Annotated in this window: 11 protein-coding genes; 1 reads left to right on the top strand and 10 read right to left on the bottom strand. The window is 69.1% G+C overall.

The genetic code is table 11. The annotated features are described in order from the left end of the window. Positions 1-11: 11 nt before the first annotated feature. The 10 genes from treY to BKK80_RS30290 form a co-directional block, all read right to left on the bottom strand. Entirely contained in the window at positions 12-2,711 is a 2,700-nt protein-coding gene (gene treY, locus BKK80_RS30335; RefSeq protein WP_418235903.1) for a malto-oligosyltrehalose synthase, read from the bottom strand. Next, positions 2,686-4,737 carry a malto-oligosyltrehalose trehalohydrolase gene (gene treZ, locus BKK80_RS30330; protein ID WP_084545816.1) on the bottom strand — a complete coding sequence of 684 codons (2,052 nt, stop codon included), beginning with the start codon at positions 4,735-4,737 and terminating at the stop codon, positions 2,686-2,688. The genes treY and treZ overlap by 26 nt, the downstream gene beginning before the upstream one ends. Next, complete coding sequence (locus BKK80_RS30325) at positions 4,734-7,277, bottom strand: glycogen/starch/alpha-glucan phosphorylase (protein ID WP_071038664.1); 2,544 nt, start codon at positions 7,275-7,277, stop codon at positions 4,734-4,736. The genes treZ and BKK80_RS30325 overlap by 4 nt, the downstream gene beginning before the upstream one ends. After that, the gene (gene malQ / locus BKK80_RS30320; RefSeq protein ID WP_071072499.1) at positions 7,274-9,577 is read right to left on the bottom strand and encodes a 4-alpha-glucanotransferase; all 2,304 of its coding nucleotides are present in this window, start codon (positions 9,575-9,577) and stop codon (positions 7,274-7,276) included. The genes BKK80_RS30325 and malQ overlap by 4 nt, the downstream gene beginning before the upstream one ends. After that, positions 9,574-11,805 carry a glycogen debranching protein GlgX gene (gene glgX, locus BKK80_RS30315; protein WP_071072497.1) on the bottom strand — a complete coding sequence of 744 codons (2,232 nt, stop codon included), beginning with the start codon at positions 11,803-11,805 and terminating at the stop codon, positions 9,574-9,576. The genes malQ and glgX overlap by 4 nt, the downstream gene beginning before the upstream one ends. Positions 11,806-11,807: 2 nt before the next feature. After that, the gene (gene glgB, locus BKK80_RS30310; protein WP_071072495.1) at positions 11,808-14,072 is read right to left on the bottom strand and encodes a 1,4-alpha-glucan branching protein GlgB; all 2,265 of its coding nucleotides are present in this window, start codon (positions 14,070-14,072) and stop codon (positions 11,808-11,810) included. After that, a complete protein-coding gene (gene treS / locus BKK80_RS30305; RefSeq protein ID WP_071072493.1) occupies positions 14,069-17,440 on the bottom strand; it encodes a maltose alpha-D-glucosyltransferase in 3,372 nt (1,123 codons plus the stop codon). Before treS ends, glgB begins: the two co-directional genes overlap by 4 nt. Positions 17,441-17,536: 96 nt before the next feature. Beyond that, complete coding sequence (locus tag BKK80_RS30300) at positions 17,537-20,914, bottom strand: alpha-1,4-glucan--maltose-1-phosphate maltosyltransferase (RefSeq protein WP_071072491.1); 3,378 nt, start codon at positions 20,912-20,914, stop codon at positions 17,537-17,539. 482 nt (positions 20,915-21,396) lie between these two features. Further along, positions 21,397-25,443 carry a CheR family methyltransferase gene (locus BKK80_RS30295; protein ID WP_071072488.1) on the bottom strand — a complete coding sequence of 1,349 codons (4,047 nt, stop codon included), beginning with the start codon at positions 25,441-25,443 and terminating at the stop codon, positions 21,397-21,399. A 29-nt stretch (positions 25,444-25,472) separates the two neighbouring features. Next, positions 25,473-26,153 carry a recombinase family protein gene (locus BKK80_RS30290; protein WP_084545929.1) on the bottom strand — a complete coding sequence of 227 codons (681 nt, stop codon included), beginning with the start codon at positions 26,151-26,153 and terminating at the stop codon, positions 25,473-25,475. Positions 26,154-26,521: 368 nt separating this feature from the next. On the opposite strand from BKK80_RS30290, the gene BKK80_RS30285 reads away from it, so the two are divergent. Further along, complete coding sequence (locus tag BKK80_RS30285; RefSeq protein ID WP_071038656.1) at positions 26,522-26,827, top strand: hypothetical protein; 306 nt, start codon at positions 26,522-26,524, stop codon at positions 26,825-26,827. Positions 26,828-26,980: the final 153 nt, after the last annotated feature.

The following is a 26,980-nucleotide window of genomic DNA, read 5'->3' as shown; positions in this document are numbered from 1 at the left end:
GCCATCGATGTTCATGATTGACGGAACAGCAGGGCCACCGGCAGCAGCATGAGTATCTCGCTCATCGGCAGCGTGCCGTCGGTCGCAACCAGGTGCTGCCCGGTGAGGGCATCCCTCCATCGGCTGCCGTGCGGCGCGCGCATATCGAGTGCGGTATGGGTCCAGCAGCCCGGCGGGATACGCGGCAGGGCGCGGTCGACCAGCCGTGCCGACAGGCGGGTGGCGATCGTGACGGCACGGCTGGCGCCGGACGTGCGCGCAAAGGCGAGCACCTGCGACGCCAGCGGTCCGTCGGCGGTCAGGGGCTGGTAACGGCCCTGCGAGAACAAGGGTTCGGACTCGCGCCTGGCTGCCAGGGCATGATGGATCAATTGCTGCTTGACGCGTCCATCCTGCCAGTGGTCGAGCCAGTGTGCCCAGCCTGCGGCATCGTGCAATTGCGCCGTCTGGCGAGCGAAGTCCGGCATGCGCCGGTTGTCGGGATCGACCAGGCTGAGATCCCAGCCTTCGCACCCTTGATAGCGGTCGGGAACGCCTGGTGCCGTGAGCTGGATCAAGGCCTGCGCCAGGCTGTTGAGCGCGCCGGCCGGTGCCAGGCGCCGCGCGAATTGGCCGATGCGGACCAGCACGCCCGACCCGGGCCAGTCGAGCGCCAGGCCGCGGAGGAATGCCTCGCATGCGGCTTCATAGTTCAGGTCGGGCCGGGTCCAGTTACCGTGCAGTTTCGCTTCACGGATGGCCTTGCGTTGCCACTCGCCGATGCGCTGCAGGAAGATGCCGGGCTCGCCATGGTGGGCCAGCGCATCCGGCGGCATCGGCCAGGCACCAATCAGGGACTGGTACAGCATCAGCCGGTCGGTCGGGTCCGGTTGCTGCGGCAGGGTCGCCAGCAGCGGTTCGCACGCGCGCTCCCACGCGGTCACGGCTTCCGTCCATTCCGGGCTCAGTTCGCTCAGCACCGCCAGGCGCATGCGGGCATCCTCGCCGCGCTTGTGGTCATGCGTGGCAGTGGCCAGCATCGCATGCGGAAAGGCGAGGTGCCGCGCGGCCATCTCGGCGTGGAAGTGCATGGGCGCCGTGGCGAGCGTCGCGGGCAGGCTGCCGACTTCATTGCGGGACAGCAGCCGGCCATAGCGGTAGAACGCCGTGTCTTCCCCGGCCTTGGCCGCCAGGGCAGGCATCAGTTGTTGCAGTTGCCGGCGGATCTGCGCGACAGCGCTGCCGTTCGCCCTGGACGGATACGGTGCGCGCAGGCAGCCCAGGATGAAGTCCAGCGCAGTGGATTCCTCCGGCGCCAGCCCGGCGCGCGCGCGCCGCGCGGCCCGGCGCAGCATCGTGGCTTCGGCGCTGGCGGCCTCGTCATCGCGTCCTGCCAGGTGGCCGTCGAAATAGCAACGGTAGACCGGTATGGCGACCAGCAGCGCCGACAGTGCGGCGCCCAGCGCCGCCCCGCTCAGGTCGCGGGTGGCGGGATTGGATGCCGCCCAGGCATGCAGCCCGATGCGGGCGGACTCATACTCGGCGACCAGATGGCGCGTCAGGATCTGGCGGCGCGCCGTCGCCAGCACGCGCGCGTAGTCCTCCCGCTCCCCGGCGATGCGCCGCCACAAGCCATCCAGCGGCGCCGCGCCGGCCGGATCATGCAGTACCGCGGACACCTGGTCCATGAAGTCATAGCCGGTGGTGCCGTCGACCTGCCAGTCCTGCGGCAGGGCCTCGCCGGACGCCAGGATCTTCTCCACCACGAGCCACGGATGCCGCAGCGGCATGGAGGCGGGGCGGCGCTGCGCATGGACCGCCAGTTCCGCGCGCAGGCGCCGGCAGTACGCGGCCGGGTCGGCCAGGCCGTCGACATGATCGACGCGTACCCCATCGATATGGCCTTCCCGCAGCAAGCGGAAGACCAGCGCGTGCGTGGCGTCGAACGCCGGACGGTGCTCCTGGCGCAGGCCCACGAGATCGCTGATCTCGAAAAAGCGCCGCCAGTTCAGCGCCGTGGCGGCCGTGCGCCACCAGGCCAGGCGATAGTGCTGGCGTTCGAGCAGCGCATGCAGGCGCTCACGGCCGCCTTCGCGCGCGGCATCGAACCAGGCCGGATCCGCAGCCGATCGCGCATCGAGGCTGCCCGGCGCCAGTGGCATCTCTTGTTCGAAATAACGCAGGAAGGCGGGGCCGTGCGGGCCCGCCGGCACCAGCTCGACGTCGCCTCGCGTCAGCGACTCCCAGTAGGTGTGGCGCAGGATGGGTACCAGCACCTTGCCGCGCAGGCCGGGATCGTGCGCCTTCCAATTGATGTCGAAGAAGCCGGCGAACTCGCTCTCGGGGCCGTTGGCCAGCACGTCGCGCCACCACGCATTGTGGGTCGCGTCCGCCGCCATGTGATTGGGCACGATGTCCAGGATCAGGCCCAGCCCGGCCGCGCGCGCGCGGCGTGCCAGCGTGGCCAAGGCCGCATCCCCGCCGAGTTCGTCACGCACGCGGGTGTAGTCCGTGACGTCGTAGCCGTGCGTCGAGCCGGGCCGTGCGCCGAACACCGGCGACAGGTAGAGATGGCTCACGCCGAGGGCCGCATAGTAGCCGACCACCCCGCCGGCATCGTCGAGCGTGAAGCCCGGCTGCAGTTGCAGGCGGGCGGTGGCGCGCGGCGGCATCGGCACGCGGGGGAGCGGGGAGCCGGCCGGCAGGTCAGGTCGTGCGGGTGCTGTGTACATGATCATGCGCCGCCACCTGCGCGCAAAGCGTGGCAATGGCGCTGCAGGGCATCAAGATGCCGCGCTCGAGCGCCGCGGCCCGTCCGGCGCCGCTTTCGTGCAGCAGGATGGCTTCGGCGGGCAGCGTGCCGCAAGGCACCGGTGCGCCGCCGAGGTTCAGCCAGAGCGTGAGGCAGGTGCCGTCGCCGAGCCGCCAGCGTGCGCAAAGGGCGGCCGTGCCGAGGATATCGACCCCCGCGCTGCGGCATCCCGCCAGACGAGGCAACAGCTGCCGGCGGCGGATCGCGAGCAGGGTGCGATAGTAGTGCGTCCACTCGCTTTCCGGCTCCAGGCAGGGGCGCGATGCCTCGAACGCGGCGGGGTCGTTCGGGTCCGGCACGGCGGCGAGGCGAGCGTCGTCTCCGCGCGGCGCGGTGGCGGCGAACTCGCGGCGGCGTCCCGCGCGGATGGCTGCGGCCAGTGGCGGCGGGTGATCGGTGAAGTAAAGGAACGGTGTGCTCGCGCCTCCTTCCTCGCCCATGAAGACCAGCGGGATCTGCGGACAAAGCAGTTGCAGGGCCACCGCGGCGCGCAGCGCGTCGTCGCCCGCCAGCGTGGTCAGCCGCTCGCCCAGGGCGCGATTGCCGACCTGATCGTGGTTCTGCAGGAAGCAGACGAAGGCGGTGGGCGGGAGCTGCGCGCTGGGCCGGCCGCGCCGTACCGGCGCCACCGCCTGCCCCGCCGCGCCGCCGCGCAGCCGCGTTCGGTAGGGCGAAACCTCGCCTTGCCAGGCGAAGCCCTGGCTCAGCACGCGCGCCAGGTGCCGCAGCGGCGGGCTGCCGGCGGCTTGCCCATCGACGATCTCGCTGCGGTCCGTGCCAGCCGTGCCGGCGGCTGCCGTGTAATCGTGGTAGTGGCCCGCCGTTTCGCCGGTCAGCAGGACGTGCAGCGCGTGGTGGGCGTCATCGTTCCATTGTGCATCGTAGCCGGCGTGCAGCAGGCCGGCATCGTTGTGGTCGTTCTCCAGGATCAGGTGGATGCGGCGGCGCGGTGTGCGCGCGCCTGGCAGGCTGGCGCGCAACGCGGCCGGCAGCTCGGCCAGCCAGCCTTCGTCCTCGATGGCATGCGCGGCATCGAGACGCAGGCCATCGAAACGGAATTCATCCAGCCAATAGCGCGCGTTCTCGGTAAAGAACCGCCGTACCTCGGGCTGCCTGAAATCGATGGCGGCGCCCCACGGCGTGTGCCGGTCGGCGCGGAAGAAGGAGGCGGCGTAGCGCGGCAGGTAGTTGCCTTCCGGGCCGAAATGGTTGTAGACCACGTCCAGCAGTACCATCATGCCCAGGCAGTGCGCGCGGTCCACCAGCGCGCGCAATGCATCCGGCGTGCCGTAGCTGGATTCCGGCGCGAACAGGAGCACGCCGTCGTAGCCCCAGTTGCGCCGGCCCGGGAATTCGGCCAGCGGCATCAGTTCCACTGCGGTGAAGCCCATTGCCGCCAGGCGCTCCAGTTGCGCCGTGGCGCCCGCATAGCCGCCGCACAGGCCGACGTGCATTTCGTAGAGGATGGCTTCGTGCCAGGGGCGCCCGTGCCAGTCGGGACGTTGCCAGGGATAGGCGCGGACCGCCTCGGGCAGGCAGGCGACGCTCGCTCCGCGCACATCGTCGGGCTGCCAGCGCGAAGCCGGGTCGGGCACGGCGGTGCCGTCGTCCAGCCGGAACCGGTAACGCGTGCCGTCGCGGCAGGGCGCCAGCGCGCGGAACCAGCCGTCATCGCCCGGTGCCATGCGGATCCGCTCCGTGCCGGCCAGTTCCAGCGCGACTGCCCGGCCCTGGCGCTGCGCGTCGGGTGCCCACAGGCGGAACAGCACCTGGCCGTCGGGGAGCCAGGCCGGACCAAAGGCATAGTCATGCGGCGCGTGGGTTGCAGCCGGCGCGCCGCCGGCGCTGTGGCCATGCGCGGCGCTCGCGGCCGGCCCGCAAGGGGCGGTCGAGGTGGAATCGCTGCCGAAAGCGCCACCGCGGCGTTGGCATCCGGAATCCGTCATGGCTTCCCTCCCGCGTGTGCCGCGGCTTCCGCATGCCGCGGTGCCCCGCTGGCGCGATGCAGCAAGCGCACCGGCACGGCTTTCACCTTCCAGATCCGATCGCAGTATTCCCGGATGGCGCGGTCGGAGGAGAACCACCCCGAGCGCGCGCATGACAGCACCGACATGCGCTGCCAGCGCGCCGGATCGCTGAAGGCGGCGCTGGCCTGCCGCTGGCAATCCACGTAGGAAGCGAAGTCCGCCAGCAGGAAATAGGGATCGTGCCGCAGCTGTTCGTCGAACAGGAGGTCGAATCGTGTCGCGTCGCCGTGTGAGAAGAATCCCTGGCGGATCAGGTCCATGACGGCCCGCAGCTCCGCGTTGCCACGGTAGCACGCACTGGCGTCGTAGCCATCTTCGCGCAAAGCCTGTACCTGCGGGACGCTGAGCCCGAAGTCGAAGAAGTTGTCGGCGCCGATGGCATCGCGCAACTCGATATTGGCACCGTCCAAGGTGCCGATGGTAAGCGCGCCGTTCATGGCGAACTTCATGTTGCCGGTGCCGGAGGCCTCCTTGCCCGCCAGCGAGATCTGCTCCGACAGGTCGGCGGCCGGATAGATGCGTTGTCCGCAGGTGACGTTGAAATTCGGCAGGAACACGACCTTGAGCCGGTCGCGCACCTGGGGGTCGCGATTGACGACATCGGCCACGCTGGTGATGAAGCGGATCATCAGCTTGGCGTATTGGTAGCCAGGCGCCGCCTTGCCGCCGAAGAGGAAGGTGCGCGGCACGATGTCGGCGTCCGGATCGCACTTGATGCGGTGATAGAGCGCGATGATATGCAGCACGGCCAGGTGCTGGCGCTTGTATTCGTGGATGCGCTTGACCATCACATCGAACATCGATGCCGGATCCACCACCATGCCCGTGCTCTGGCGCACCAGTTGCGCAAGGTCGAGCTTGTTCTCCCGCCGCACCGCCTGCCACAGATGGCGGAAGCCGGCGTCGTCGGCAAGCGGCTCCAGCGCATGCAGGCGCTCCGCGTCCGAGATCCAGTCCTTGCCGATCGCCTCGCACACCAGTTTCGACAGGCGCGGGTTGGATAGCGCCAGCCAGCGCCGCGGCGTCACGCCGTTGGTGATGCTGGTGAATTTCTCCGGCCACATGTCGAAGAAGTCCTTCAGCACGTCTTCGCGCATCAGGCGCGAATGCAGCGCCGCCACGCCATTGATGGCATGGCTGCCCACGCAGGCCAGGTTGGTCATGCGCACGTGGCGCTCGCCGTGCTCGTCGATCAGCGACAGCCGCGTCAGGCGGGCGCTGTCGCCGTAGAAGCGGATGCGCACCTCGTCGAGGAAGCGGGCGTTGATCTCGAGCAGGATCTCCAGGTGCCGCGGCAGCACGCGGGAGAAGAGCGGCAGCGGCCACTGTTCCAATGCCTCGGGAAGCAGCGTGTGATTGGTGTAGGCAAAGGACTGGCAGGTGATCGCCCAGGCCTCGTCCCATGGCACGTCGTGCTCGTCCACCAGCAGGCGCATCAGCTCGGCGATGCCGATGGCCGGATGGGTGTCGTTGAGCTGGATGGCGAATTTCTCGTGGAACCTCCGCACCGGCATGCCGTCGGCCGCCAGCAGGCGCAGCATGTCCCGCAGCGAGCACGCCACGAAGAAGTACTGCTGCTCCAGGCGCAGTTCCTTGCCTTGCTGCGTTTCGTCATTGGGGTAAAGCACCTTGGTCAGGTTCTCCGAGGTCACCTTCTTGCTCACCGCGCCCAGGTAATCGCCGCGGTTGAAGGTGGGGAAGTCGAATGCCTCGGTGGCCTCGGCGCGCCACAGGCGCAGCGTGTTCACCGTGTTGACGCGGTAGCCGAGGATCGGCGAGTCGAACGGCACGCCGGCCACCGTCTTGGCCGGGACCCAGCGCACACGGTAGCAGCCATGTTCATCGGTATAGTGCTCGGTATGGCCGCCCAGGCGGACCTCCACCGTCCATTCCGCGCGCTGGATCTCCCACGGGTTGCCGCGGCGCAGCCAGCTGTCGGTCTGCTCGACCTGCACGCCATCGACGATGGCCTGGTGGAAGATGCCGTACTCGTAGCGGATGCCGTAGCCCAGCGCGGGGATCTCCAGCGTGGCGAGAGAGTCCATGAAGCATGCCGCCAGCCGCCCCAGGCCGCCATTTCCCAGGCCCGGCTCGTCCTCCTGCCGGAGGATGTCGTCGAGATCCAGGCCGAGCGAATGCATGGCCGCCTGCACCTCGTCGTAGATGCCCAGGTTGACCAGGTTGTTGCCCAGGTGAGGCCCCACCAGGAACTCCGCCGATAGATAGGCGACGGTGCGCGAGGGCTGGCCGAGATAGGCTTCCGACGTGCTGATCCAGCGCTGGACCAGGCGGTCGCGCACGGTATGCGCAAGCGCTTGATAGAGATCGTTCGGTCCGGCGTGCCCGGGCAGCTTGCCTTGCGTATGGAAGACATGGTCCAGGAAGGCGCGCCGGATGATGGCGCAGGACATCGCCGTGCGGGTTTCGTCCGCATGTCCGTTGCGGATGGCTTCCGTCATGGGCTGGCTCCGGTTGGGCGGGTTCCTGGCAGGGGCGGCGGCGCGCCCCGCAGGCGGCCGCTGCGCAGGGCGGCGGCGCGCGCGCGGATCGCGGGCGCGTCGAACAGGTCGCGCACGTCGGCGTCCAGCCGGCGCTGCCAGTTGGGATGGCCGCTCGTGGTGCCAGGCAGATTGGGCTGTTCGCGCAGGCCCAGCAGGTCTTCCAGCGGGACCAGGCGCAGCGCCGCTGGCGTGCGCCCCAGCCACGCCAGCACCGCCTCGACCGGCGCCTGCGCGCGGGCGGGCTCGGCGCCGCCGGCCAGGTCTGCCGCGCACAGCGCCTGCCATAGCGCGGTGCGTTCGAGCGCGCGGATACCTTGTGCCGCGGGGAGCGACTCGCCCGGGGCGAGCAGGCCGAGCCGCGCACGCCATGCCAGATCGCGTCCCCACCACCAGCCAGCGATGGTGGGCAGGTCATGCGTCGAGGAAGTCGCGACGGCCTGCACCGGCCAGAGCGCGGGGGGCAGGAAGGCCGGGGGGGCGGTTGCTTCAGTGTCCGCGATGTCCGCTGTGGTCGCAGTGCCCGCAGTGCCCGCAGTAGTCGCGGTAGTCGCAGTAGTCGCGGTCGACTCCGCCGGGGCGGGGGGAGCGTCGGAGGGCACGCGCTCGAACCAGAGCACACCGATACCCAGCACGCCATGTGCCGACAGCATGGTGTCGAACTCGGCCGGCACCGTGCCCAGGTTCTCACCGACGATGATGGCGCGATGCCGCCACGATTCGAGCACCACCAGGCGCAGCAGGTCCTGCAGCGGAAAGCTGAAGTAGGCGCCTTCCCGGGCGGAGGCGCCGGCCGGCACGAGCCAGACGCGGGCCAGTCCCAGCACGTGGTCGATACGCAGGCCGCCGGCATGGGCCAGGTTGGCGCGCAGCGTGTCGATGAACGCGGCATAGCCGTGGCGGCGCAGCTGGCGCGGCGAGAACACCGCGCCGCCCCAGTCCTGGCCCTGCGGGTTATACCGGTCCGGCGGCGCACCGGCGTGAAAGCCGGTGAGGAACTCCTGCTGGTGCGACCAGGCGTGGCTGCCGCCTGGATCGGTGCCGACGGCCAGGTCGGCGATGATGCCGATGGCCATGCCGGCCTCGCGCGCGGCATGCTGGGCACGCGCCAGGCCGTCGCAGGCCAGCCATTGCAGGAAGCTGTGGTAGGCGATCTCTTCCGCGTGGGCCGAGGCGAAGGCGGTGACCGCCGGATCTGCCGGCGAGCGCAGCGGCACCGGCCAGCAACGCCAGTCGGCGGCCTCATGCGTGTGCATGCGGTTTGCGGCTTCGGCCATGCGCCGGGCCTGGATGGCCTCGTAGCAGGCATGGGCGTGCAGGGCGCTGCCGCCACGCGAGCGGAAGGCCGCGCAGGCGCGCAGCATGCCTGGTGCCAGCAGCTGTTCGCTGCGCTGCCACAGCCAGCGCAGCACGGCATAGCGCAGCGGCGATAGCGCGGCCCAGTCGATCCTGGCGCGGCGCTCGTGCCGTGCCAGCAACGGACCGATGCCGAGGGCGGCTACCGCGCTGTCCACGGCACCTTGTCCGAACAACGCGCACGGATCCACGTAGAGCGGGTTGCGGAACAGGCGGCTGGACGGCGCGTAGGGGCTGAAGCGCTCCGGCAACGCGGAGAAGCCGGCATGCAGGGGCGTGATGGCAACCGCATCGGCATGCTTGCGCGCGGCGGCCTGGCAGCAAATGGCCAGCGCGGTGAGGTCGCCCAGGCCGGCCGGCGCGCCGCGGCGCAGGCTGTAGAGTTGCACCGCCACGCCCCACGCGCGGCGGGCCCGGCGTCCCGCCTCGCGCAGGGCGTCTTCGGGCAGGTAGCAGCGGCTGGGAGCGACGGCCAGTGTCGTTTCCGCGTCGCCGATGGACAGACGGTGATAGCCGCAGGTGCCGACCGGCGGCAGCTTCAGGGTGTACGCATCCTCGCGCGCCGCCGTGCCGGCGACATGGCGGCCGTCCTCCAGCTCCAGCCGGTAGCGCGGATCGGGGCCCGGCCGCCAGGGCAGGTGGACGACCGCCTCCTGGTCCGCGGTCAGCAGAGGCGGCAGTGGCTGGGTGGCGTCGTCGGCATCGAGCCACGCGCGCGAGGCCTCGCACTGGCTGTCCGTCGCACAGGCGAGCCCGAGCCCGGCCAGCACCCGGCGCAGGACATCGTCCGCTACCGTGCACGGCCGGTCCCAGGCGTCCAGCCAGAGCGGCTGCACGCCGGCCCGCATGGCCAGTGCCTGCAGAGGCGTGGCCGGCGGCGCCGGGCGGGCGGTGGCGACGTTCATGCGGTGGGCTCCGGTGCGGCGAGGGACATGGGTGATGGTGGCGCGTCTGCCTGCACCGCCGGTGGCGCCTGTGCCTCCAGCAGCACCAGGGAATGGGCTGGCACCGCCTGCAGCGTGGTGTCCGGGAGCGGCCGGTCCGCCGCGCCGGCGTCCGGGCGGCTGCTGTCGAAGGCCAGTTGCCATGGCAGTGGCGGCTCCGGGAGATGGAAGACCGCATCGGTGTCGCCGGCGTTCAGCAGCAGCAGGGTCACTTGCACCGTCTCGCCGCCGGCCGGCTGCGCAGGCTGGCGCAGCGGCTCTGAACGGCCGGGCTGAAGCAGGGTGGCGGCACGCCGCAGCGCCAGCGTGCGGATCCCGGGATCCGCCCAGGACTCGGGGCTGGGGGGGCGGCCGTCGAGGTCGAACCAGGCGATGTCCGCCAGTCCCGGCGACGGCGCAAGCTGGCCGTGGGCGAATCGGTTGGCGGCGCGCGCCTGCAGGCGCCGGCGCAATGCCAGCAGGCGGCCCACGACGCCCAGCAAGGGCTGCGCCGCGGCACTCTGCGCCTGCTTCCAGTCCAGCCACGACAGCCCATTGTCCTGGCAATAGGCGTTGTTGTTCCCTTGCTGGCTGCGGCCCCATTCATCGCCGGCGGTGAGCATGGGCGTGCCCTGCGCCAGCAGCAGGGTGGCCATCAAGGCGCGCGCTACGCGGGCACGCCGTGCCAGCGTGGCCGGATCGTCGGTCGGTCCCTCCAGGCTGCCGTCGGTACTCCAGTTGGAACTGGCGTTGTCGTCGGTGCCGTCGCGGTTGTCTTCGCCGTTCGCTTCGTTGTGCTTGGCCTGGTAGCTGACCAGGTCGGCCAGCGTGAAACCGTCATGCGCGGTGATGTAGTTGATGCTCGCCCACGGACGCCGGTGGCGCCGGTCGAACAGGTCGGCCGAGCCCGACAGCCTCGCCGCCAGTTCGCCGCGCTGGCCCGCATCGCCGCGCCAGAAGCGGCGTACCGTGTCGCGGAACTTGTCGTTCCATTCGGCGAAGCCGGGGGGGTGGTTGCCGAGCTGGTAGCCGTCGGGGCCGAGATCCCAGGGTTCGGAGATCAGCTTGACATGGGCCAGGACCGGGTCCTGCAGCAGGGCGTCAAAGAAGGCCGAGCCGGCGTCGAAGCCATCGCGCTCGCGCCCCAGCACGCTGCCGAGGTCGAAGCGGAAGCCGTCCACGTGGTAGCACTCGACCCAGTATCGCAGGGAGTCCAGCACCATCTGCAGCACGCGCGGATGCGACAAGGCGAGGGTGTTGCCGCAGCCGGTGTGATTGACGTAGCGGCGCTCGTCGCCTGCTACCAGGCGGTAGTAGGACGCATTGTCCAGTCCGCGCCAGGAGACCGTGGGCCCCAGCTCGTTGCCTTCGCAGGTGTGGTTGTAGACCACGTCGAGGATGATTTCGATGCCGGCGGCATGCAGGCGCCGCACCGCCACCTTGATTTCCTGCAACTGGCCGCTGGCGAGGTAGGAGGGCTCCGGCGCGAAGTACGCCAGGGTGTTGTAGCCCCAGTAGTTGCGCAGTCCCCGCTCCAGCAGGAAGCGGTCCTGCAGGATGGCATGCACCGGCAGCAGCTCCACGGCGGTCACGCCCAGGCGCAGCAGGTGATCGAGCCAGCGCGGGTCGCACAGCGCGGCGAAGGTGCCGCGCAGGTTCGGCAGCACGTCGTCACGCAGCATCGAAAGCCCGCGCAGGTGTGCTTCGTAGATGACGGTTTCCTGCCAGGGTACGTCGGGCGGGCGGTCATTGCCCCAATGGAAGCTCTCATCCACCACCACGGCCTTGGGCATGGTCGGCGCGCTGTCGCGGCGATCGGGTATCAGGTCGGCGCGGGCGCTCTGCAGCCGGTAGCCGAACAGGGCGTCGGACCAGCGCACCGGGCCGCTCAGCTGGCGCGCATACGGATCCAGCAGCAGCTTGTGGGGATTGAAGCGGTGGCCGCGCGCCGGTTGGTAGGGGCCGAAGGCGCGGAAGCCGTACAGCGAGCCGAGCGCGACATTGGGCAGGTAGCCATGCCAGATCTCGTCAGTGCATTCCGGCAGCGGCATGCGCGCCACTTCCTTGCGCCCGTTCGTCGAGAACAGGCAGATATCGATGCGCGAGGCATTGGCCGAGAACACCGCGAAATTGACGCCGAGTCCATCCCAGTGGGCGCCGAGCGGGTAGGGCTTGCCGGGCAGGAGACGGTCGGCGACAGGCAGGGGCATGATCACTCGCGTGCGCCGGCGTATTGCAGCACCAGCGTGGCCAGTGGCGGCAGCGTCAGGCTGAGGGATGCCGGCTGTCCGTGCGAGGGCCGCGCCTCGGTCATCACGGTGCCGCCATTGCCGACGTTGCTGCCGCCGTAGCAGGCTGCGTCGGTGTTCAGCCGCTCCCGCCAGCAGCCGGCGAGCGGCGCGCCCACGCGGTAACCGTGGCGCGGCACCGGCGTCATATTGACCACCACCAGGACGACCTCGTCGCTGCCCGGGGCGGCGCGGCGCAGCCAGGCGAACACGCTGTTCTGATGATCGTCGCCCACCACCCACTGGAATCCTTCCGGGCTGTGGTCGAGGGCGTGCAGGGCGGGGAGTTCGCGGTACAAGGCATTGAGATCGCGCACCAGGGCCTGCACGCCACGGTGCATGGGGTGCTCGAGCAGGGCCCAGTCGAGTTCGCCGTCGTGGTTCCATTCCCGCCACTGGGCCAGTTCTCCGCCCATGAACAGCAGCTTCTTGCCCGGATGCATCCACATGAACCCGTAGTAGGCGCGCAGGCCGGCGAAGCGCTGCCAAGCGTCGCCCGGGCACTTGCCGATCATGGCGCCCTTGCCGTACACGACTTCGTCGTGCGACAGCGGCAGCAGAAAGGCCTCGGACCAGGCATAGACCAGGCCGAAGGTCATGTCCTGGTGGTGCCAGGCGCGGTGTATCGGGTCATGGGACAGGTAGCGCAGGGTGTCGTGCATCCATCCCATGTTCCACTTGAAGTCGAAGCCCAGTCCTCCGCTCGCGGTGCTGGCGGTCACGCCCTGCCAGGCGGTGGATTCCTCGGCGATGGTGAGCGCGCCCGGGCAGCGCTCGTGGACCACGGTGTTGAGCTCGCGCAGGAAGCTCACCGCCTCCAGGTTCTCGCGGCCGCCGAAGCGATTGGGCACCCACTGCCCGGCTGCGCGGCTGTAGTCGCGGTACAGCATCGATGCCACCGCGTCGACACGCAGCCCGTCGGCGTGGAAGTGCTCCAGCCAGTGCAAGGCACCTGACAGCAGGAAGCCGCGCACCTCGTGCCGGCCCAGGTTGTAGATCAGCGTGTTCCAGTCCTGGTGCAGGCCCTCGCGTGGATCCTGGTGCTCGTACAGCGCGGTGCCGTCGAAGCGGCCCAGCCCGTGCGGGTCGGTCGGGAAGTGCGCCGGCACCCAGTCGAGGATCACGCCGATGCCGGCCTGGTGGCAACGGTCGATGAAGGCGGCGAAGGCTTGCGGCGGGCCGAGGCGGGCGGTGGGGGCATAGAGCGAGAGGGGCTGGTAGCCCCAGGAGCCGCCGAAGGGGTGCTCCATCACGGGCAGGAACTCGATATGCGTGAAGCCCAGCTCCGCCACGTAGGGGACCAGCCGCTGCGCGAGCGTCTGCCAGCCGGAGGCCGGGTCGTTGGCGGCACCCAGCCAGGAAGCGGCGTGGACTTCGTAGACGGACATGGGGGTGGCGTAGCGGTCGGCCTCGGCGCGCCGCTGCATCCAGTCCTTGTCGTGCCAGGCGAAAGGCGGCGCGCCGAGGCCGGGCGCGGCGATCACCGAGGCCGTGGCCGGTGGCGCCTCGGTGGCGAGCGCCACCGGGTCCGCCTTGTCCGGCAAGGCGTGTCCGGCCGGATCGAGCAGGTCGAACTTGTAGCGGCAACCCGGCCGCGCGCCCATCTCGGCCGGCACGAAGAGTTCCCAGACGCCGCTCGGGTGGCGCAGGCGCATGGGGTGGCGTGCCGCCAGCCAGCCGTTGAAGTCGCCGATCACCGAAACGCGCTGGGCATTGGGCGCCCACACCGCGAAGCGTACGCCCTGCACGCTGTCCACCCGCCGCCATTGCGCGCCGAGGCAGCTGCCCAGTTCGAGATGGCGGCCTTCCGCGATCAGGTACAGGTCCATCTCGCCCAGCAGCAGGCCGAAGGCGTAGGGGTCGGCGCTGCATTGTTCGCTGCCGTCCCGCCAGCGGATGCGCAAGCGGTAGCCCGGCGCGCGCGCGCCGAGGCGGGCGGCGAAGATCCCGCCCGCGTGCAGCACTTCCATCGGGGCCAGTTCCTTGCCCCCGGCGTCGACAAGTCCCACCGAGCCGGCGCCCGGCAGGCAGGCCCGGATCACCACGCCGTCCGCGCCGTCCGCGCCGACGGCGTGGGGGCCGAGCACCGAGAAGGGATCGCGATGGCGGGCGGACAGCAGGGCCTGCAGCTCCTGCGCCGGGAGCGCGCTGTCATGGCGCGTGCCGGTGCTGTCTTCGGTGTGGTTCATCGGGCCTCCGTGTCGTCCGCCAGCAGCTGGCCCACCAGCCTTGCCAGGCCGCTGGCGGGCAGGTCGATCCATGCCACGCGATTGGCCGCCTCGTACTCGACTTCGTAGGCGGCCCTTTCCAGCAGGAACAGGTCCAGCAGCGGCTGGAGCTGCCCGGCCTGCACCCATGGCGTAGCGCAGGCTTCGAGGTGCTCGCGATAGCCGCCGAGGACGGCCTCCGTGGCGGTGGCGCGGAAGCGCTCCAGCAGTTCTCCGCGGCGTTGCGCCAGCGCGGGGGGCAGTTCGGCATGGGTGCGCTCCTGCCGGTCGGTGCCGACGGTGGCTGCGGCATAGTCGAGCGAGCGCAGCAGGCCGGCGACATCCCGCAGCGGCGAGGTCTTGCGCCGGCGCCAGGCCAGCGGCTGGCCGGGCTCGCCCTCGAAGTCCACCAGGTAGGCGTCGTTCTGCGCGATCAGCACCTGGCCCAGGTGAAAATCCCCATGGATACGGGTCTGCAGGCCGCCGGGCGCCGCGGCGGCGAGCCGCTCGACCAGCGCGGGCAAGGCCTGGCGTGCCTGCAGCAGCAACTGCACATCCTCGCCGAGCCGCTCCTGCGCGGGCTGCGAGGTATCGATGGGGCAGATCTCCAGCAGGTCCAGGGCGTGCGTGAGCCGGGCCAGGGCCTGCCGTGCCCACTGCTCGCTCTCGGCCGCGCCGGCGGGCTCGGGGGCGAAGGCGGGATCCTCGCTGGAGCGTGCCAGCACCTCGTGCAGTTCGGCCAGCCTGCGGCCCAGGGTGGTGGCCATGGCGGCATAGCCGGACATGGCCTCGATGAACTCGTCCTCGCTTTCCTTCGCCGGCAAGGCATCGTCGATCGCGCGGGCCAGGTAGTCCAGGGTCCAGTCCCAGCCGTTGCCCTGGTTGGGGATGTAGCCTTGCAGCAGCATCAGCGTGTGTGGCTCGCCATCGGCGCCGATGCGCACCGCTTCGCCCAGCAGCGGGGCGCAATGCGGGTAGCCCTGGCTGGTCAGGTAGCGTGTCACTTCGACCTCGGGGTGGCACCCGCCGGACAGCCGGCGGACCAGCTTCAGCACCGCCGTGTTGCCGTAGGCGAGCGAGCTGTTGGATTGCTCGGCCGACATCCACTGGATCTCTTCCCGCTCGGGGTGCATGGCCGCCAATCCAGGCTCGGCCTTGAAGCGGATGGTTTCCCGCGGGCCGCGCAGTTCGCTGCCGGCACGCAGGGCCTGCACGATCTCGCGCGCGAACAGTTCCGAGGTGAAGCCGTCGGTGGCCAGCCCGACCCGGCTGCCCTGCCGCACGCGCGCCATCGACAGGCCGTGGGCGAGCGGCGGTATCCCGTCGGGGTTGTCGCGGTCCCACAGCAGGCCCACGGGAAGCTGGTAGCGCTCGGTGCGGCCGCCGGCCAGGACCACCTCCACTTCACCGAGCCAGGTCTCCTCGCCACCGTCGCCGCGCGCGAAAGGCAGCATATAGGCCAGCGATGCGCGGCGGATGGTCTCGCCCTTCGCGCCGAACCAGCGGCGGCGGCGAAGGTAGGGGGGCAGTACTTCCTCGTCGAGCAGGCGCCGGGACGCTTCGGTCAACTCCGGGCGCCCCCTGTTCTGCAGCACGAGCGTGACCTGGTCGGGCATCTGTTCGGGAGTCTCCATGTGCCAGGGCGGCGGCTGTGCCTCATCGCTCAGCACGAACCAGTAGAAGCCATAGGGAGGCAAGGTGAGCAGGTAAGTCAGCGTGCCGATGGCGGGGAAGGGCGTGGCGCCCATCATCTCCACGGGAACCCGGCCATTGAAGGCGGACAGGTCCAGCTCCACCGCCTGCGGGGCGCGCGAGAGATTGGCCACGCACAGGATGTGCACGTCGTCGTACTCACGCAGGTAGGCCAGGATCTTGCGGTTGCCCGGGAACAGGAAGCGCAGCGTGCCCCGGCCGAAGGCGCGGTGCTTGCGGCGCAGCGCCAGCATCCGCCGCATCCAGTTCAGCAGCGAATGCGGGTCGCGTTCCTGCGCTTCCACGTTGACCGCTTCATAGCCGTACAGCGGCCCCTGCAGCGGCGGCAGTACCAGCCGTTCCGGGTCGGCGCGCGAGAAGCCGCCGTTGCGGTCGGGCGACCACTGCATCGGCGTGCGCACGCCGTCCCGGTCGCCCAGGTGGATGTTGTCGCCCATGCCGATCTCGTCACCGTAGTAGATGACCGGGGTGCCCGGCATGGAGAACAGCAGGCTGTTCATCAGCTCGATGCGGCGACGGTCGCGTTCCATCAGCGGCGCCAGCCGCCGGCGGATGCCGAGATTGATGCGGGCGCGCCGCTCGGACGCGTAGACCTCCCACAGGTAGTCGCGCTCGCTGCTGGTGACCATCTCGAGCGTCAGCTCATCGTGGTTGCGCAGGAAGATGGCCCACTGGCAGTCGACCGGGACTTCCGGGGTCTGGCGCATGATGTCGGTGATCGGGAAGCGGTCTTCGCGCGCGATGGCCATGTACATGCGCGGCATCAGCGGGAAGTGGAAGGCCATGTGGCATTCCTCGCCCCTGCCGTCCGCGGCCGCGCCGTCGATGCCGAAGTACTGCTGCGCGTCTTCCGGCCACATATTGGCTTCGGCCAGCAGCATGCGGCCCGGATAGCGCGCGTCGAGGTGGGCGCGGATCTTGCGGATGATGGCGTGGGTCTCCGGCAGGTTCTCGTTGCTGGTGCCTTCGCGTTCCACCAGGTAGGGCACCGCGTCCAGCCGCAGCCCGTCCACGCCGATGTCGAGCCAGAAGCGCATGACGGACAGCACCTCGCTGAGCACGTGCGGATTGTCGAAGTTCAGGTCGGGCTGGTGCGCATAGAAGCGGTGCCAGAAGTAGGCGCCGGCCACCGGGTCCCAGCTCCAGTTGGACTTCTCGGTGTCGCAGAAGATGATGCGCGTGCCGGCGTAGGCCTGGTCGTCGTCGGACCACACATAGTAGTTGTGGGCCGCCGAGCCGGGTTTGGCCCTGCGCGAGCGCTGGAACCAGGGGTGCTGGTCGGAGGTGTGGTTGATGACCAGTTCGGTGATGACGCGGATGCCATGCGCGTGCGCGGCATGGATGAAGCGCCGCGCTTCGGACAGCGTGCCGTACTCCGGATGCACATTGCGGTAGTCCGCGATGTCGTAGCCGTCGTCGAGGCGGGGCGAAGGGTAGAACGGCAGCAGCCAGACGGTGTCGACGCCAAGGTCGACCAGGTAGTCCAGCTTGGCCAGCAGGCCCGAGAAATCGCCCACGCCGTCGCCATTGCCATCGAAGAAGGACTTGATGTGCAACTGGTAGATCACGGCGTCCTTGTACCAAAGCGGGTCGGCGTTCAGCAGGGCGCTATGTGCACGTTCGCTGAGGCGCTTCATCCATGTCTCCTTAGAGTCTCCTCAATGTCCCCTCAATGTCCCCCATGTCCCCCATGTCCCCTCGTGCCGGTCCGCATGCGCCCGGCCGAGCAGCCGTCAGGCACCGGCCCCGCCGCCCTCAGCCGGGGCGGCTGCGGCGCGGCGGGCGCCGCCGATGGGGGTGACCTGCCAGAGCGCGAACGGCACATGGGCCGGATCCAGCCGGATGTGCTGCTGCTTGCCGTTCAGCTTGAAGTGGTGGCCGCTCATCAGGTCCTGCACGGACACGCCTGCCTGGTCAGGCAGGCCCCATTCCCATAGTGGAATCTCGATGGAGGCCTCCTGCGCGTGGCGCGGATCGAGGTTGATGGCGACGAGCAGGACGTCATCCCCGAACAATGTTTCCTCGCCCGGCACGAAGCGCGCGAAATACAGGATGGCATCGTTGCCGGCATGGTAGAAGCGCAGCCCCAGATGGCTCTGCAGGGCGGGATGCTGCAGGCGGAGCAGGTTCAGGCGCGTGATCTCCGCGACGATGTTGCCGGGCTGCTGCCAGTTGCGGGGGCGCAGTTGATACTTCTCCGAGTCGAGATACTCCTCCCGCACCTTCCCGTCCACGACGAGGGGCTCGGACTCGCACAGCTCGAAGCCGCTGTACATGCCCCACAAGCCGGATAACAACGCGGCCAGCGCCGCGCGGATCAGGAACGCAGGGCGCCCGCCTTCATGCAGGAAGGGGGGGTTGATGTCTGGCGTATTGACGAAGAAGTGCGGGCGGAAGTATTCACGCAGCGGGCCTTGCGTCAGCTCGGTCAGGTACTCCATGAGCTCGGCCTTGGTGTTGCGCCAGGTGAAGTAGGTATAGGACTGGCTGAAGCCCACCTTGGCGAGCCGCGCCATCATCTTGGGCCGCGTAAAGGCCTCGGACAGGAAGATGGCGTCCGGATAGTGTGCGCGGACGTCCTCGATCATCCACTCCCAGAACGGCAGCGGCTTGGTGTGGGGGTTGTCGACGCGGAAGATGCGCACGCCCTGTTCCAGCCAGAACATGACCACGTCGCGCAAGGCCTGCCAGAGCGCCGTGGCCGCCGGAGCCGGGGCGTAGAAGTCCGGGTTGACGATGTCCTCGTACTTCTTCGGCGGGTTCTCCGCGTAGCGCAGTGAGCCATCGGGCCGACGCGCGAACCACTCCGGGTGCGCCTTCAGCCAGGGATGATCGAGCGAGCACTGGACGGCAAAGTCCAGCGCCAGCTCCAGCCCGGCCGCCGCGGCGGCATCGCGCAGGCGGTGAAAGTCCTCGAACGTACCGAGTTCCGGGTGCAGGGCATCGTGCCCGCCTTCTTCCGCCCCGATCGCGTAGGGGCTGCCAGGGTCACCCGGCTCGCAGCGCAGGCTGTTGTTGCGTCCCTTGCGGTGCGTCCTGCCGATCGGATGGATGGGTGGGAAGTAGAGCACGTCGAAGCCCATGGCGCGAATGGCGGGCAGGCGGGCGATCACATCGTCGAAGGTGCCGTGCCGCCGGGCACTGCCGCTCTGCGAGCGCGGGAAGAGCTCATACCAGCTGGCGAAGCGGGTGGCCAGCCGCTCGGCCTCGACCGGCATCGGCACCGGGTGGCGCGTGATGAAAGGCCGCCCCGAAGGATGCTGCATGGCCGCGCGCATGGCCGCGGCGGTGGCTGCGGCGAGGAGGATCTCCAGCCGGTGGGCGTCGTCGCCGGCACTGGCGGCCAGCGCATCGACGATGCCGGCCAGCGCGCCATCGGGCGGCGGCGGCTCGCCGCCGGGCGGCAGCAGGGCGTCCGCCACCAGCCGCGCGCCTTCCTCGATTTCCAGCGTGATGTCGACGCCGGCGGCGAGCTTCTTCGCGATCTCGTCGAGCCAGCTCGCAAAGGTATCGTGCCAGGCCTCCACCGTGAACTCGTGCCGTCCGAGCGCCGCCAGGGGAAAGGCGCCGCGCCAGCGGTCATTGACCACATGCCGCATCGGTGCCTCGTGCCAGTCCTGCTCGCCGGGCGCGCGCCACAGCACGCACGCCGCCAGCTGGGCGTGTCCGTCCATCCAGATATCGGCGCTGACCTCGACGCGCTCGCCCACCACGCGGCGCACGGCAAAGCGCCCGGCGTCGCAGCAGGGAGCCACCTGCTCGATGACGATGCGCGGCGCCTCCAGTGCGGCCACCACGCTGCCCAGGCCGGACGCGCTGATGGCTTCGCCCTGGCGCGCCGCGCGGGTGACGGGCGGCCGTGCGGGCACGGGTACGGCGCGATACAGGCGGATGTCTCCTGCCGCCAGCGAGATGACTGCCAGCGCATCCAGCGCATCCATGGCGGCGCCATCGCGCGCGCCCGCAGGACTGCCCGGGGATGGCTCCAGGCGGGCGGCCGGATCGGGTGAGCTGCCAAGGATGCGATCGGCGCCCAGACTGCCCGGTTCGCGCGCGCTCGGGTTGATCACCACGGCGAGCACGTCCTGGCCGGGCAGCGCATCGCTGCCGCGGTCCGCATCCGCCAGGGGCAGGCGCAAGAGTGCCGTGAGCGGTGCATGGCTGCCCGTCAGCTGCCGTACCGACAAGGCCGGCTCGCTGCCGCGCGCCTCCAGCCAGGTGTTGGCTTGCAGCAGTTCATCGGTGATGTCGTAGCCGGCGGCACGGCACGGGCCGGATTCCGCGCTCAAAGATGGGGCGGCGTCGGCCAGATCGCCGCCTTGCCTGCCACCGGTCTCGAAGCCGGCGGGTACCAGGATGCCGTCGCACAGGGCCGCCGCGCTCCACAACGCACGACGCGCCGTCAGTGCATCCTGGACGGCGGCTGTCAGCGACGTCGCGGCAAGCACCCGCCCGAAGCGGCGCAGCCGCCCGATCTCCTCGCTCAGCCAGCTGCTGCGGAAGTCCCACCACGGCAGGGAGCAGAAGGCGCCATCGAATCTCCCTTGCGCGAGATCTTCAAGCTGCGCGGGCGAAAGGCCGGGCGTCCATACCAGAAGGCGCGGATGCCGGCCATCCGGCGCCGCGCCGGCCGCGGCGTGCAGCATAGCGGTCAGGCTTTTCCAGTGGCGGCCGGCCACCCGATGCGGCGCGCGCAAGCAAAACCCGGCCACGCCGGCGGCGAAGGCCGCGCCGAGCTGCGCGGCCCACCAGCCGCTCAACGCTTCGGCGACGCCTGCATCGTGCCAGCGCAGGCGGGCGCCGGGGAGATGGCTGTCGGTTTCATGCGGGGCGGAGGCCGTTGCAGCACGATCGATCCAGTCGGGATCGATACGCGTCTGCTGCACCGGACAGCGGTCCAGCGAAAGGTCCAGCAAGAGGGACAGGCGGGTGCGCTCGCAGGCGGCGCAGAGCGCGGCCGTGGCGCCCAGCGCATCGCGGTCATCCGCGAGCGGGGCCGGCCAGCCGCTGCACAGCACATGGCTGAAGCCGAGCGCGGCGATGCGCCGGAGCTCGTTGCTCAAGGCATCCGGCTCCGTGGCAGAGGTGAGGTCGAGTTTGCAGATCCGCACTGGATTCGTCCTTCGCGCCTTCCTTATCGGCCGGGGCGGCCCGCGGCCGCGCCACACGCGGGGGCCGGAGGCTGTGCGAGCCATGCACATCCTGCGGGTCGGCCTGCTCGCGGTCCGCGATCCTCGCGATCCTGTGGCGGCGTGCCGGGTGATCTCCAATGGGATGGCGTGGAATCCAGGCAGGAGGATTTCGCTATGGTTCCTTGTTGAGTTGTAGCGGGTCGGCAGGCATCGCGCCGTCGGGGCGCGTCCTACTTTCGCGGATCCGCATGGGAGAAGAACGCCATGCGGCACCGGGCGGCTGCGGGTGGGCGCCTCGGCGGGGAGGGGGGCTATGCGCCTCGACGGATCGATGGATCGATCCCGCGGCGTGGTGACCGGCCGCGGGAGCGGCTTGCTGCGGTCCGTGTCGGGCATGCGGGGCTTCCGGCGCGGCGGCCGCCATCCCGGCTGCCACCGCGCCTTGGCCCGATCAAGGAGGGCTATTCGTCCCTGGGAGAGCGTACGCGTGCGATTGCCGCCATCAGTTCATCGAGTACGATCGGCTTGGTCAGGTAGGCGGAGTAGCCATTCTGCATGGCGCCTTGCATGCCGCCGCGCTGCACCACGGCGCTGAGCGCGATGACAGGCAGGTGGGCGTTCTCAGGCTTGGCGCGCAGGGCCGCAAGGAAAGCGAGGCGCTCCGGCCCGCCCAGGTTCAAGCCGGACAGCACGACATCGATGGCCTGGTCTTCCACTATCCGGATGGCCTCTTCGCTGCTGTCCGTGCAGGTCACCTGTGCGCCTTCGGTGCTGAGCAGCGCCTGGAACGCATCGTTGGTCGACGTGTCCTCATCCACCATGAGGACGTGCACTGCCTTCAATGGCTTGGCCTCGAACCGTCCCTCGTCGGTCTCCCTGGCATTGTCGCGGCGCAATGGCAAGGCGACCGTAAAGCGGGCGCCGGATGCCATGCCGGTGGATTCGACCGTGATCGAGCCGCCGTGCAGGCCGACCAGTTCCTTGACCAGGTAGAGCCCGATCCCAAGCCTGTCGTCGCGGCCCAGCGACGGGCGGCCGCGTTCGACCATGTCGAACACGTGCGGCAACAGCTCCGCTTCGATGCCGCTGCCATCGTCTTCGATCTGCAGCGTCGCCGCTTCGCCATCGTCCGCCAGCGTAACGTTCACCCGGCCGGCACCCGGCGACTGCAGCGCGTTGGCGACCAGGTTCCATACCACTTGCTCCATGCGGGGCAGGTCGGCCTGGATGATCACCGGATTCTCCGGCAGGTGCGGCGAGAGCTTGATGCCCTTGCTGCGCGCTTCCTCGTCCAAGGCCAGGCAGATGCGCTCGACGATCTCGCGCCAGTCCACCGCCGCGTAGTGGATGGTCAACTCCCCCGTGCGCAGGCGCGACACATCCAGCAAGTCATCAATCAGCCGTGCCTGGCTGATGGCGCTGCGCCGGATCGTGTCGGCGGCACGGGACACTTGCAGGCTCCGGTGTGCCTCGGGGGAGCGTGCCAGCAATTCCGCGTTGGCATAGATCAGGTTGAGCGGGCTCTTGAGCTTGTGCGATACCGCCGCGAGGAACTCGTCGCGCTTGCGCTCGGCTTCGTCGACATTGACCTCGCGGGCGATCTTGGCGAAGCCGCGCAGGCCATCCTCGTTCAGACGCATCAGGACGCCGGTGCAATACACGCGCGAGCCGTCCTTCCGTATGTGCCATCGATCTTCCTCCACACGTCCTTCCTCGCGTGCCCTGCGCAGTTCTTCGCCCGCCACACCGTGCTCGCGCTCGTCGGGCGGGTAGAGCAGTTCGAACGGCTGCCCGACGATCTCGCTTTCCTCGAAGCCGAACATGCGCACTGCGCCGGTGTTCCAGGTCATCACCAGCCCGCTCTCGTCAATGGTGATGATGGCGTACTCCTTCGTGCTCTCCGCCACGATGCGCATGCGCCGCTCGCCCTCGTGCAGGCGTTCCTCGGCTTCGCGTCGCGCAGTGATATCGATGAAGGTCAGCACTGCACCGTCGATGCGGTCCTCCGTGGTCCGATATGGCATGAAGCGCGCGATATACCAGTGCCCATGCGTGCTTCGCACTTCGCGCTCGATCAGGCGCAGGGAACCGAATGCCTCCGCCGTATCGGCGGCGAGTCCGTCGTATTCGAGCCGATGGGTGATGTCGAAGAGGGGGCGGCCGACGTCGGACGGGATGATGCTGAACACGTCGGCAGCGCGCGGGGTGAAGCGCTTGATGCGCATGGTCCGGTCGACGAAGATGGTGCCGATGTCGTTGGCCGTGATCAGGTTCTGCAGGTCGTCGTTGATCTTCGCGGTCTCGTCCACCTTGGATTTCAGTTCGGCATTGACGGTGACCAGCTCCTCATTGATCGACTGCAGTTCCTCCTTGCTGGTCTCGAGCTCTTCCGTGGCCGAGCGCAACTCTTCGTTGATCGCCTGCAGCTCCTCGTTCGATGCGGTCAACTCCTCCGTGGACGTTTCCGACTGTTCGATGGTCACCTGCAGCTGGTCGCGCGTGCGCTGCAATTCGCGCTCGAGCTGTGCCACCAGGGGGTCCCGGCTGCCTTCGCCCTGGGCGCTGTTCTCCGCATCCATGGTGTCCTCGACCTCGTCGAAGAGCACCAGCAGGAAGTCATCGGATGCATCGGGGTCATGCACCGGGCGCACCGTCATCTTGACGAAATAGGGGCGATCGTCGCGCACCAGGCGGACGCGCCGCGATTCCACGCTGCTGTTGCCCTGCAGGGCCTGGAATATCGCCGTACGCATTTCAAGCCGCAGCGCCGGATGCACCACCGAGATGACATTGTGCGATGGTTCGCCGCCGGCATAGTGCAGGAAACGGCCCGCCCGGTCCGACAGGTGCACGATCTCCGAATCGCGGTTGATCAGCACGCTGGGCGGCGCAAACTGCTCGAGCAGGCGCTGATGCAGGTCGCCATACGAGGATTTGCGCTTGCCCGGGGTCTCGACGGTAGCGGCAATCGGCCGCGGGCCGGGCATGTCGCTCGCGAGCGCCGGCGATACCCCGCCCACGCGGGCCGCGGTGCTGGCCCGGTAGATTCGATGCTTCTTGTCGACGACGCTGAAGTACTTGGAGGCGATATCGGCCGACTCCGAACTGCCGAGGAACAGGTAGCCGCCGGGACGCAGCGAAAAGTGGAAAGTGCGCAGGACTTCCGCCTGCGCCTCCCTGTCGAGGTAGATCATCAGGTTGCGGCAGCACACCAGGTCCAGCCGGGAGAATGGCGGATCGCTCAGCACATTGTGCAGGGCGAACAGCACGCGCTCGCGCAGCTTCTTCTTGACGCGGAAGTGCGACTGGTCCTTGGTGAAGAACTGCCGGAGCCGCTCCGCTGAGACATCGCTGACGATGGTTTCCGGATAGACCCCGGCCCGTGCCGCGGTGATCGCCTTTTCATCGATGTCGGTGGCAAACAACTGGAACGGCGGTACGACATGGCTCGAGCCGGAAGCCTCTTCCAGAAGCATGGCCAGCGAGTAGGCCTCTTCCCCGGTGGCAACCCCGGGCGCCCACACGCGCACGCGTTCCCCGTCTTCGTCCCGATTGGCGAACAGGGCCGGCATCACCTCGCGCTGCAAGGCTTCGAAAGCGTCTTTGTCGCGGAAGAAGTGCGTGACGCTGATCAGCATGTCATCCAGCAGCAGGCGCGTTTCCTCGGGATGCAGCTGCAGGAATTCGCGATAGGCGCCCAGGTCGCGGATGCCGTTGACCTGCAGGCGCCGCTCGAGCCGCCTGAGGACTGTGGCCCGCTTGTAGCGCCGGAAATCGTGAGAGGTGCGCGTGCGCAGCATGAGCATGATTTCCTGCAGCGCTTTTTCTCCATCCTGCTGGTCGAGAGGGGTGTCGCTCGACTGGCTCTCCTGGTCGAGTTCGGTCGCCGACGGCAGCCGGATCAGGCGCGCGTTGTCGCGCAACTCGATCAGGCGCTGCGGCATTTCCGCCGCGGGCAGCACGATATCGACCTTGCCTGTCGCGATGGCACTATTGGGCATGCCGTCGAACTTTGCATCGTCCGGACTCTGCGCCAGGGTCACGCCTCCCATTTCCTTGACGTGCGCCAGGCCCACCGAGCCGTCGCTGCCAACGCCGGACAGGATGATGCCGATGGCGCGCTCGCGTTGCGATTCGGCGAGCGTGCGGAAGAACAGGTCGATCGCGACTTGCGGGCCGGCGTGCGCCGCGGCCTTGCGGACCTGCAGGTAGTCGTCGACCATCTGCAGGTCGGACGACGGCGCGATGACGTAGACGTGGTTCTTCTCGATCGCGGTCGTGGTGGTGACCTGCTGCACCGGCATCGCGGTGACGTTCTGGAGGATGCCGGCAAGATGGCTGGACTGCTCCGGTGCGAGGTGCAGGACAATGACAAAGGCCATGCCATTGTCGGCAGGCATCTCTTCAAAGAAGCTGAGCAAGGCTTCGGTGCCTCCCGCCGAAGCGCCGAGGCCGATGATCGGAAACTTGAGCTTGCTGAACAGCCCTGATGCAATGGACGGAGCCATGGGGACGTTAGGAAGGAGAGTGTTGACGGTCATGCCCGCCCAGGCCTGTCGGCGAGCGGCGGGGATTCGGTTTCCAGGTTGTCGGGCGGCGCACCGCCAGCCGGCTTCAACGGGCTGAGCGGGCCGTTCTGTTCGGCATGGGCGGTCCGGATGCGCAGCACTGTCTGCCGGGATGTGCCGAAGGACCGGGCCACCTCGCTGACCGAAGCTCCATCCGACAGCGACTGCAGGATCCCATTGCGCTCCGCCTTCCCGAGCGAGGGCCGCCGCCCCAGCTGCTTGCCGTTGGCCTTGGCCTCGGCGGCGCTCGCGCGCATGCGCTCGCTGCGCGTCGCCTCGTCGATCGCGGCAATGGCGCGCAGCAGCGTGACGGCCATCGGGGGCGATCTGCGGGCCAGATCCGCGCGGCCCAGCTCCACGCAGTACAGCCCGACGCCGAGCTTGCGGAATCTCATGATGGTCGCGAGCACATCCTGGACGCTGCGCCCGAGGCAGGACAACTGCATGGCCACGACCACGTCCCCGTTGGCGAGGCGCTGCATGAGAGCGCGCAGCTGGGGGCGTTCGAGCGCGCTTACCAAGGGCGGCACGCACTCCCAGAAGGCACGCCTCAGGTCGACGGTATAGCCTGCGCGGTCGGCTGCCGACAACTGGTGCTCGATGGCATCCATGTCCGGTGCGCTATTCGAATAGATGAACGTCGACCGCATGAGTGCCATCCGGAATCCGCTTCAGTGTCCGAAATTCTACACTTTAGGACAGCTCTGCAGTAGTCGAGCCGCGCCGGGTCGCTCGCCGAAGGACTTGCAGTGCGGATCTGGCGCCACTTCGGCGGGGCCGTTGCGGCTCCGAACGTCACCAGCGAAGCACCCCGGTGCGGCTGTCGCGCTCGCTATTCGTCTGTGTCTGGCGATTCGCGGCCGCTGAGTCAAGCAAGCCAAGGGTGTCCGCAAGGTGCCGATTCAGAACAGGCGGTCGTGGTGTTTCTTTGCACGAAAGTTCATTAGGCTGGTTCTTCCCGTGGAGAGGGCGCGGATCACACGCTGAATCTCCCTCCCAATCCTTCCACAGAGCCCTTATGAACATCACGCAACGATTGACCGTGCAATCGAAGGGCGGCGCCCTGCACGTTGTCGCCATCTGGCAGGGCCTGGCGCGCTATGCCGACAAGATAGGTGGCGTTTCGGCTCATGTGGATGCCGTGCGCGGAGCGGAAAGCCTGGTCATCGACGTCGTCGACGTCTGCCAGGATCAGGTGCTCGGTGTCGCCGCGGAGCTGAATCGATCGACGTTGCCGATGATGGCGACCGTCGAGCCGGTCTGGCAAGGCGCGTCAGCGCCGGCGTCCAGGCAGCCGCACGAAGCCGGCACGAGAACGGGCTAGAAGGCGGCGCCAGACCGGCCTGGCCGGGAGCCGCGCGCGGCGCGTGCGAATGACCTGGCATCCCTGCAGTTTCCCGGATCACCCCACGCATCCCGGCACGAGAGCGGCAGGAGGCCCTGCCACATCCGTACGTCGGGAGCATACACAGGAGCG

The sequence above is a fragment of the Cupriavidus malaysiensis genome (assembly GCF_001854325.1).
Taxonomy (GTDB): domain Bacteria; phylum Pseudomonadota; class Gammaproteobacteria; order Burkholderiales; family Burkholderiaceae; genus Cupriavidus; species Cupriavidus malaysiensis.
This window is presented reverse-complemented; position numbering and strand designations above follow the sequence as displayed.

Excerpts from the sequence above, each read along its gene's own strand:
- treY (WP_418235903.1), bottom strand. The coding sequence starts at position 2,711 with ATGTACACAGCACCCGCACGACCTGACCTGCCGGCCGGCTCCCCGCTC.
- treZ (WP_084545816.1), bottom strand. The coding sequence starts at position 4,737 with ATGACGGATTCCGGATGCCAACGCCGCGGTGGCGCTTTCGGCAGCGAT.
- BKK80_RS30325 (WP_071038664.1), bottom strand. The coding sequence starts at position 7,277 with ATGACGGAAGCCATCCGCAACGGACATGCGGACGAAACCCGCACGGCG.
- malQ (WP_071072499.1), bottom strand. The coding sequence starts at position 9,577 with ATGAACGTCGCCACCGCCCGCCCGGCGCCGCCGGCCACGCCTCTGCAG.
- glgX (WP_071072497.1), bottom strand. The coding sequence starts at position 11,805 with ATGCCCCTGCCTGTCGCCGACCGTCTCCTGCCCGGCAAGCCCTACCCG.
- glgB (WP_071072495.1), bottom strand. The coding sequence starts at position 14,072 with ATGAACCACACCGAAGACAGCACCGGCACGCGCCATGACAGCGCGCTC.
- treS (WP_071072493.1), bottom strand. The coding sequence starts at position 17,440 with ATGAAGCGCCTCAGCGAACGTGCACATAGCGCCCTGCTGAACGCCGAC.
- BKK80_RS30295 (WP_071072488.1), bottom strand. The coding sequence starts at position 25,443 with ATGGCTCCGTCCATTGCATCAGGGCTGTTCAGCAAGCTCAAGTTTCCG.
- BKK80_RS30290 (WP_084545929.1), bottom strand. The coding sequence starts at position 26,153 with ATGCGGTCGACGTTCATCTATTCGAATAGCGCACCGGACATGGATGCC.
- BKK80_RS30285 (WP_071038656.1), top strand. The coding sequence starts at position 26,522 with ATGAACATCACGCAACGATTGACCGTGCAATCGAAGGGCGGCGCCCTG.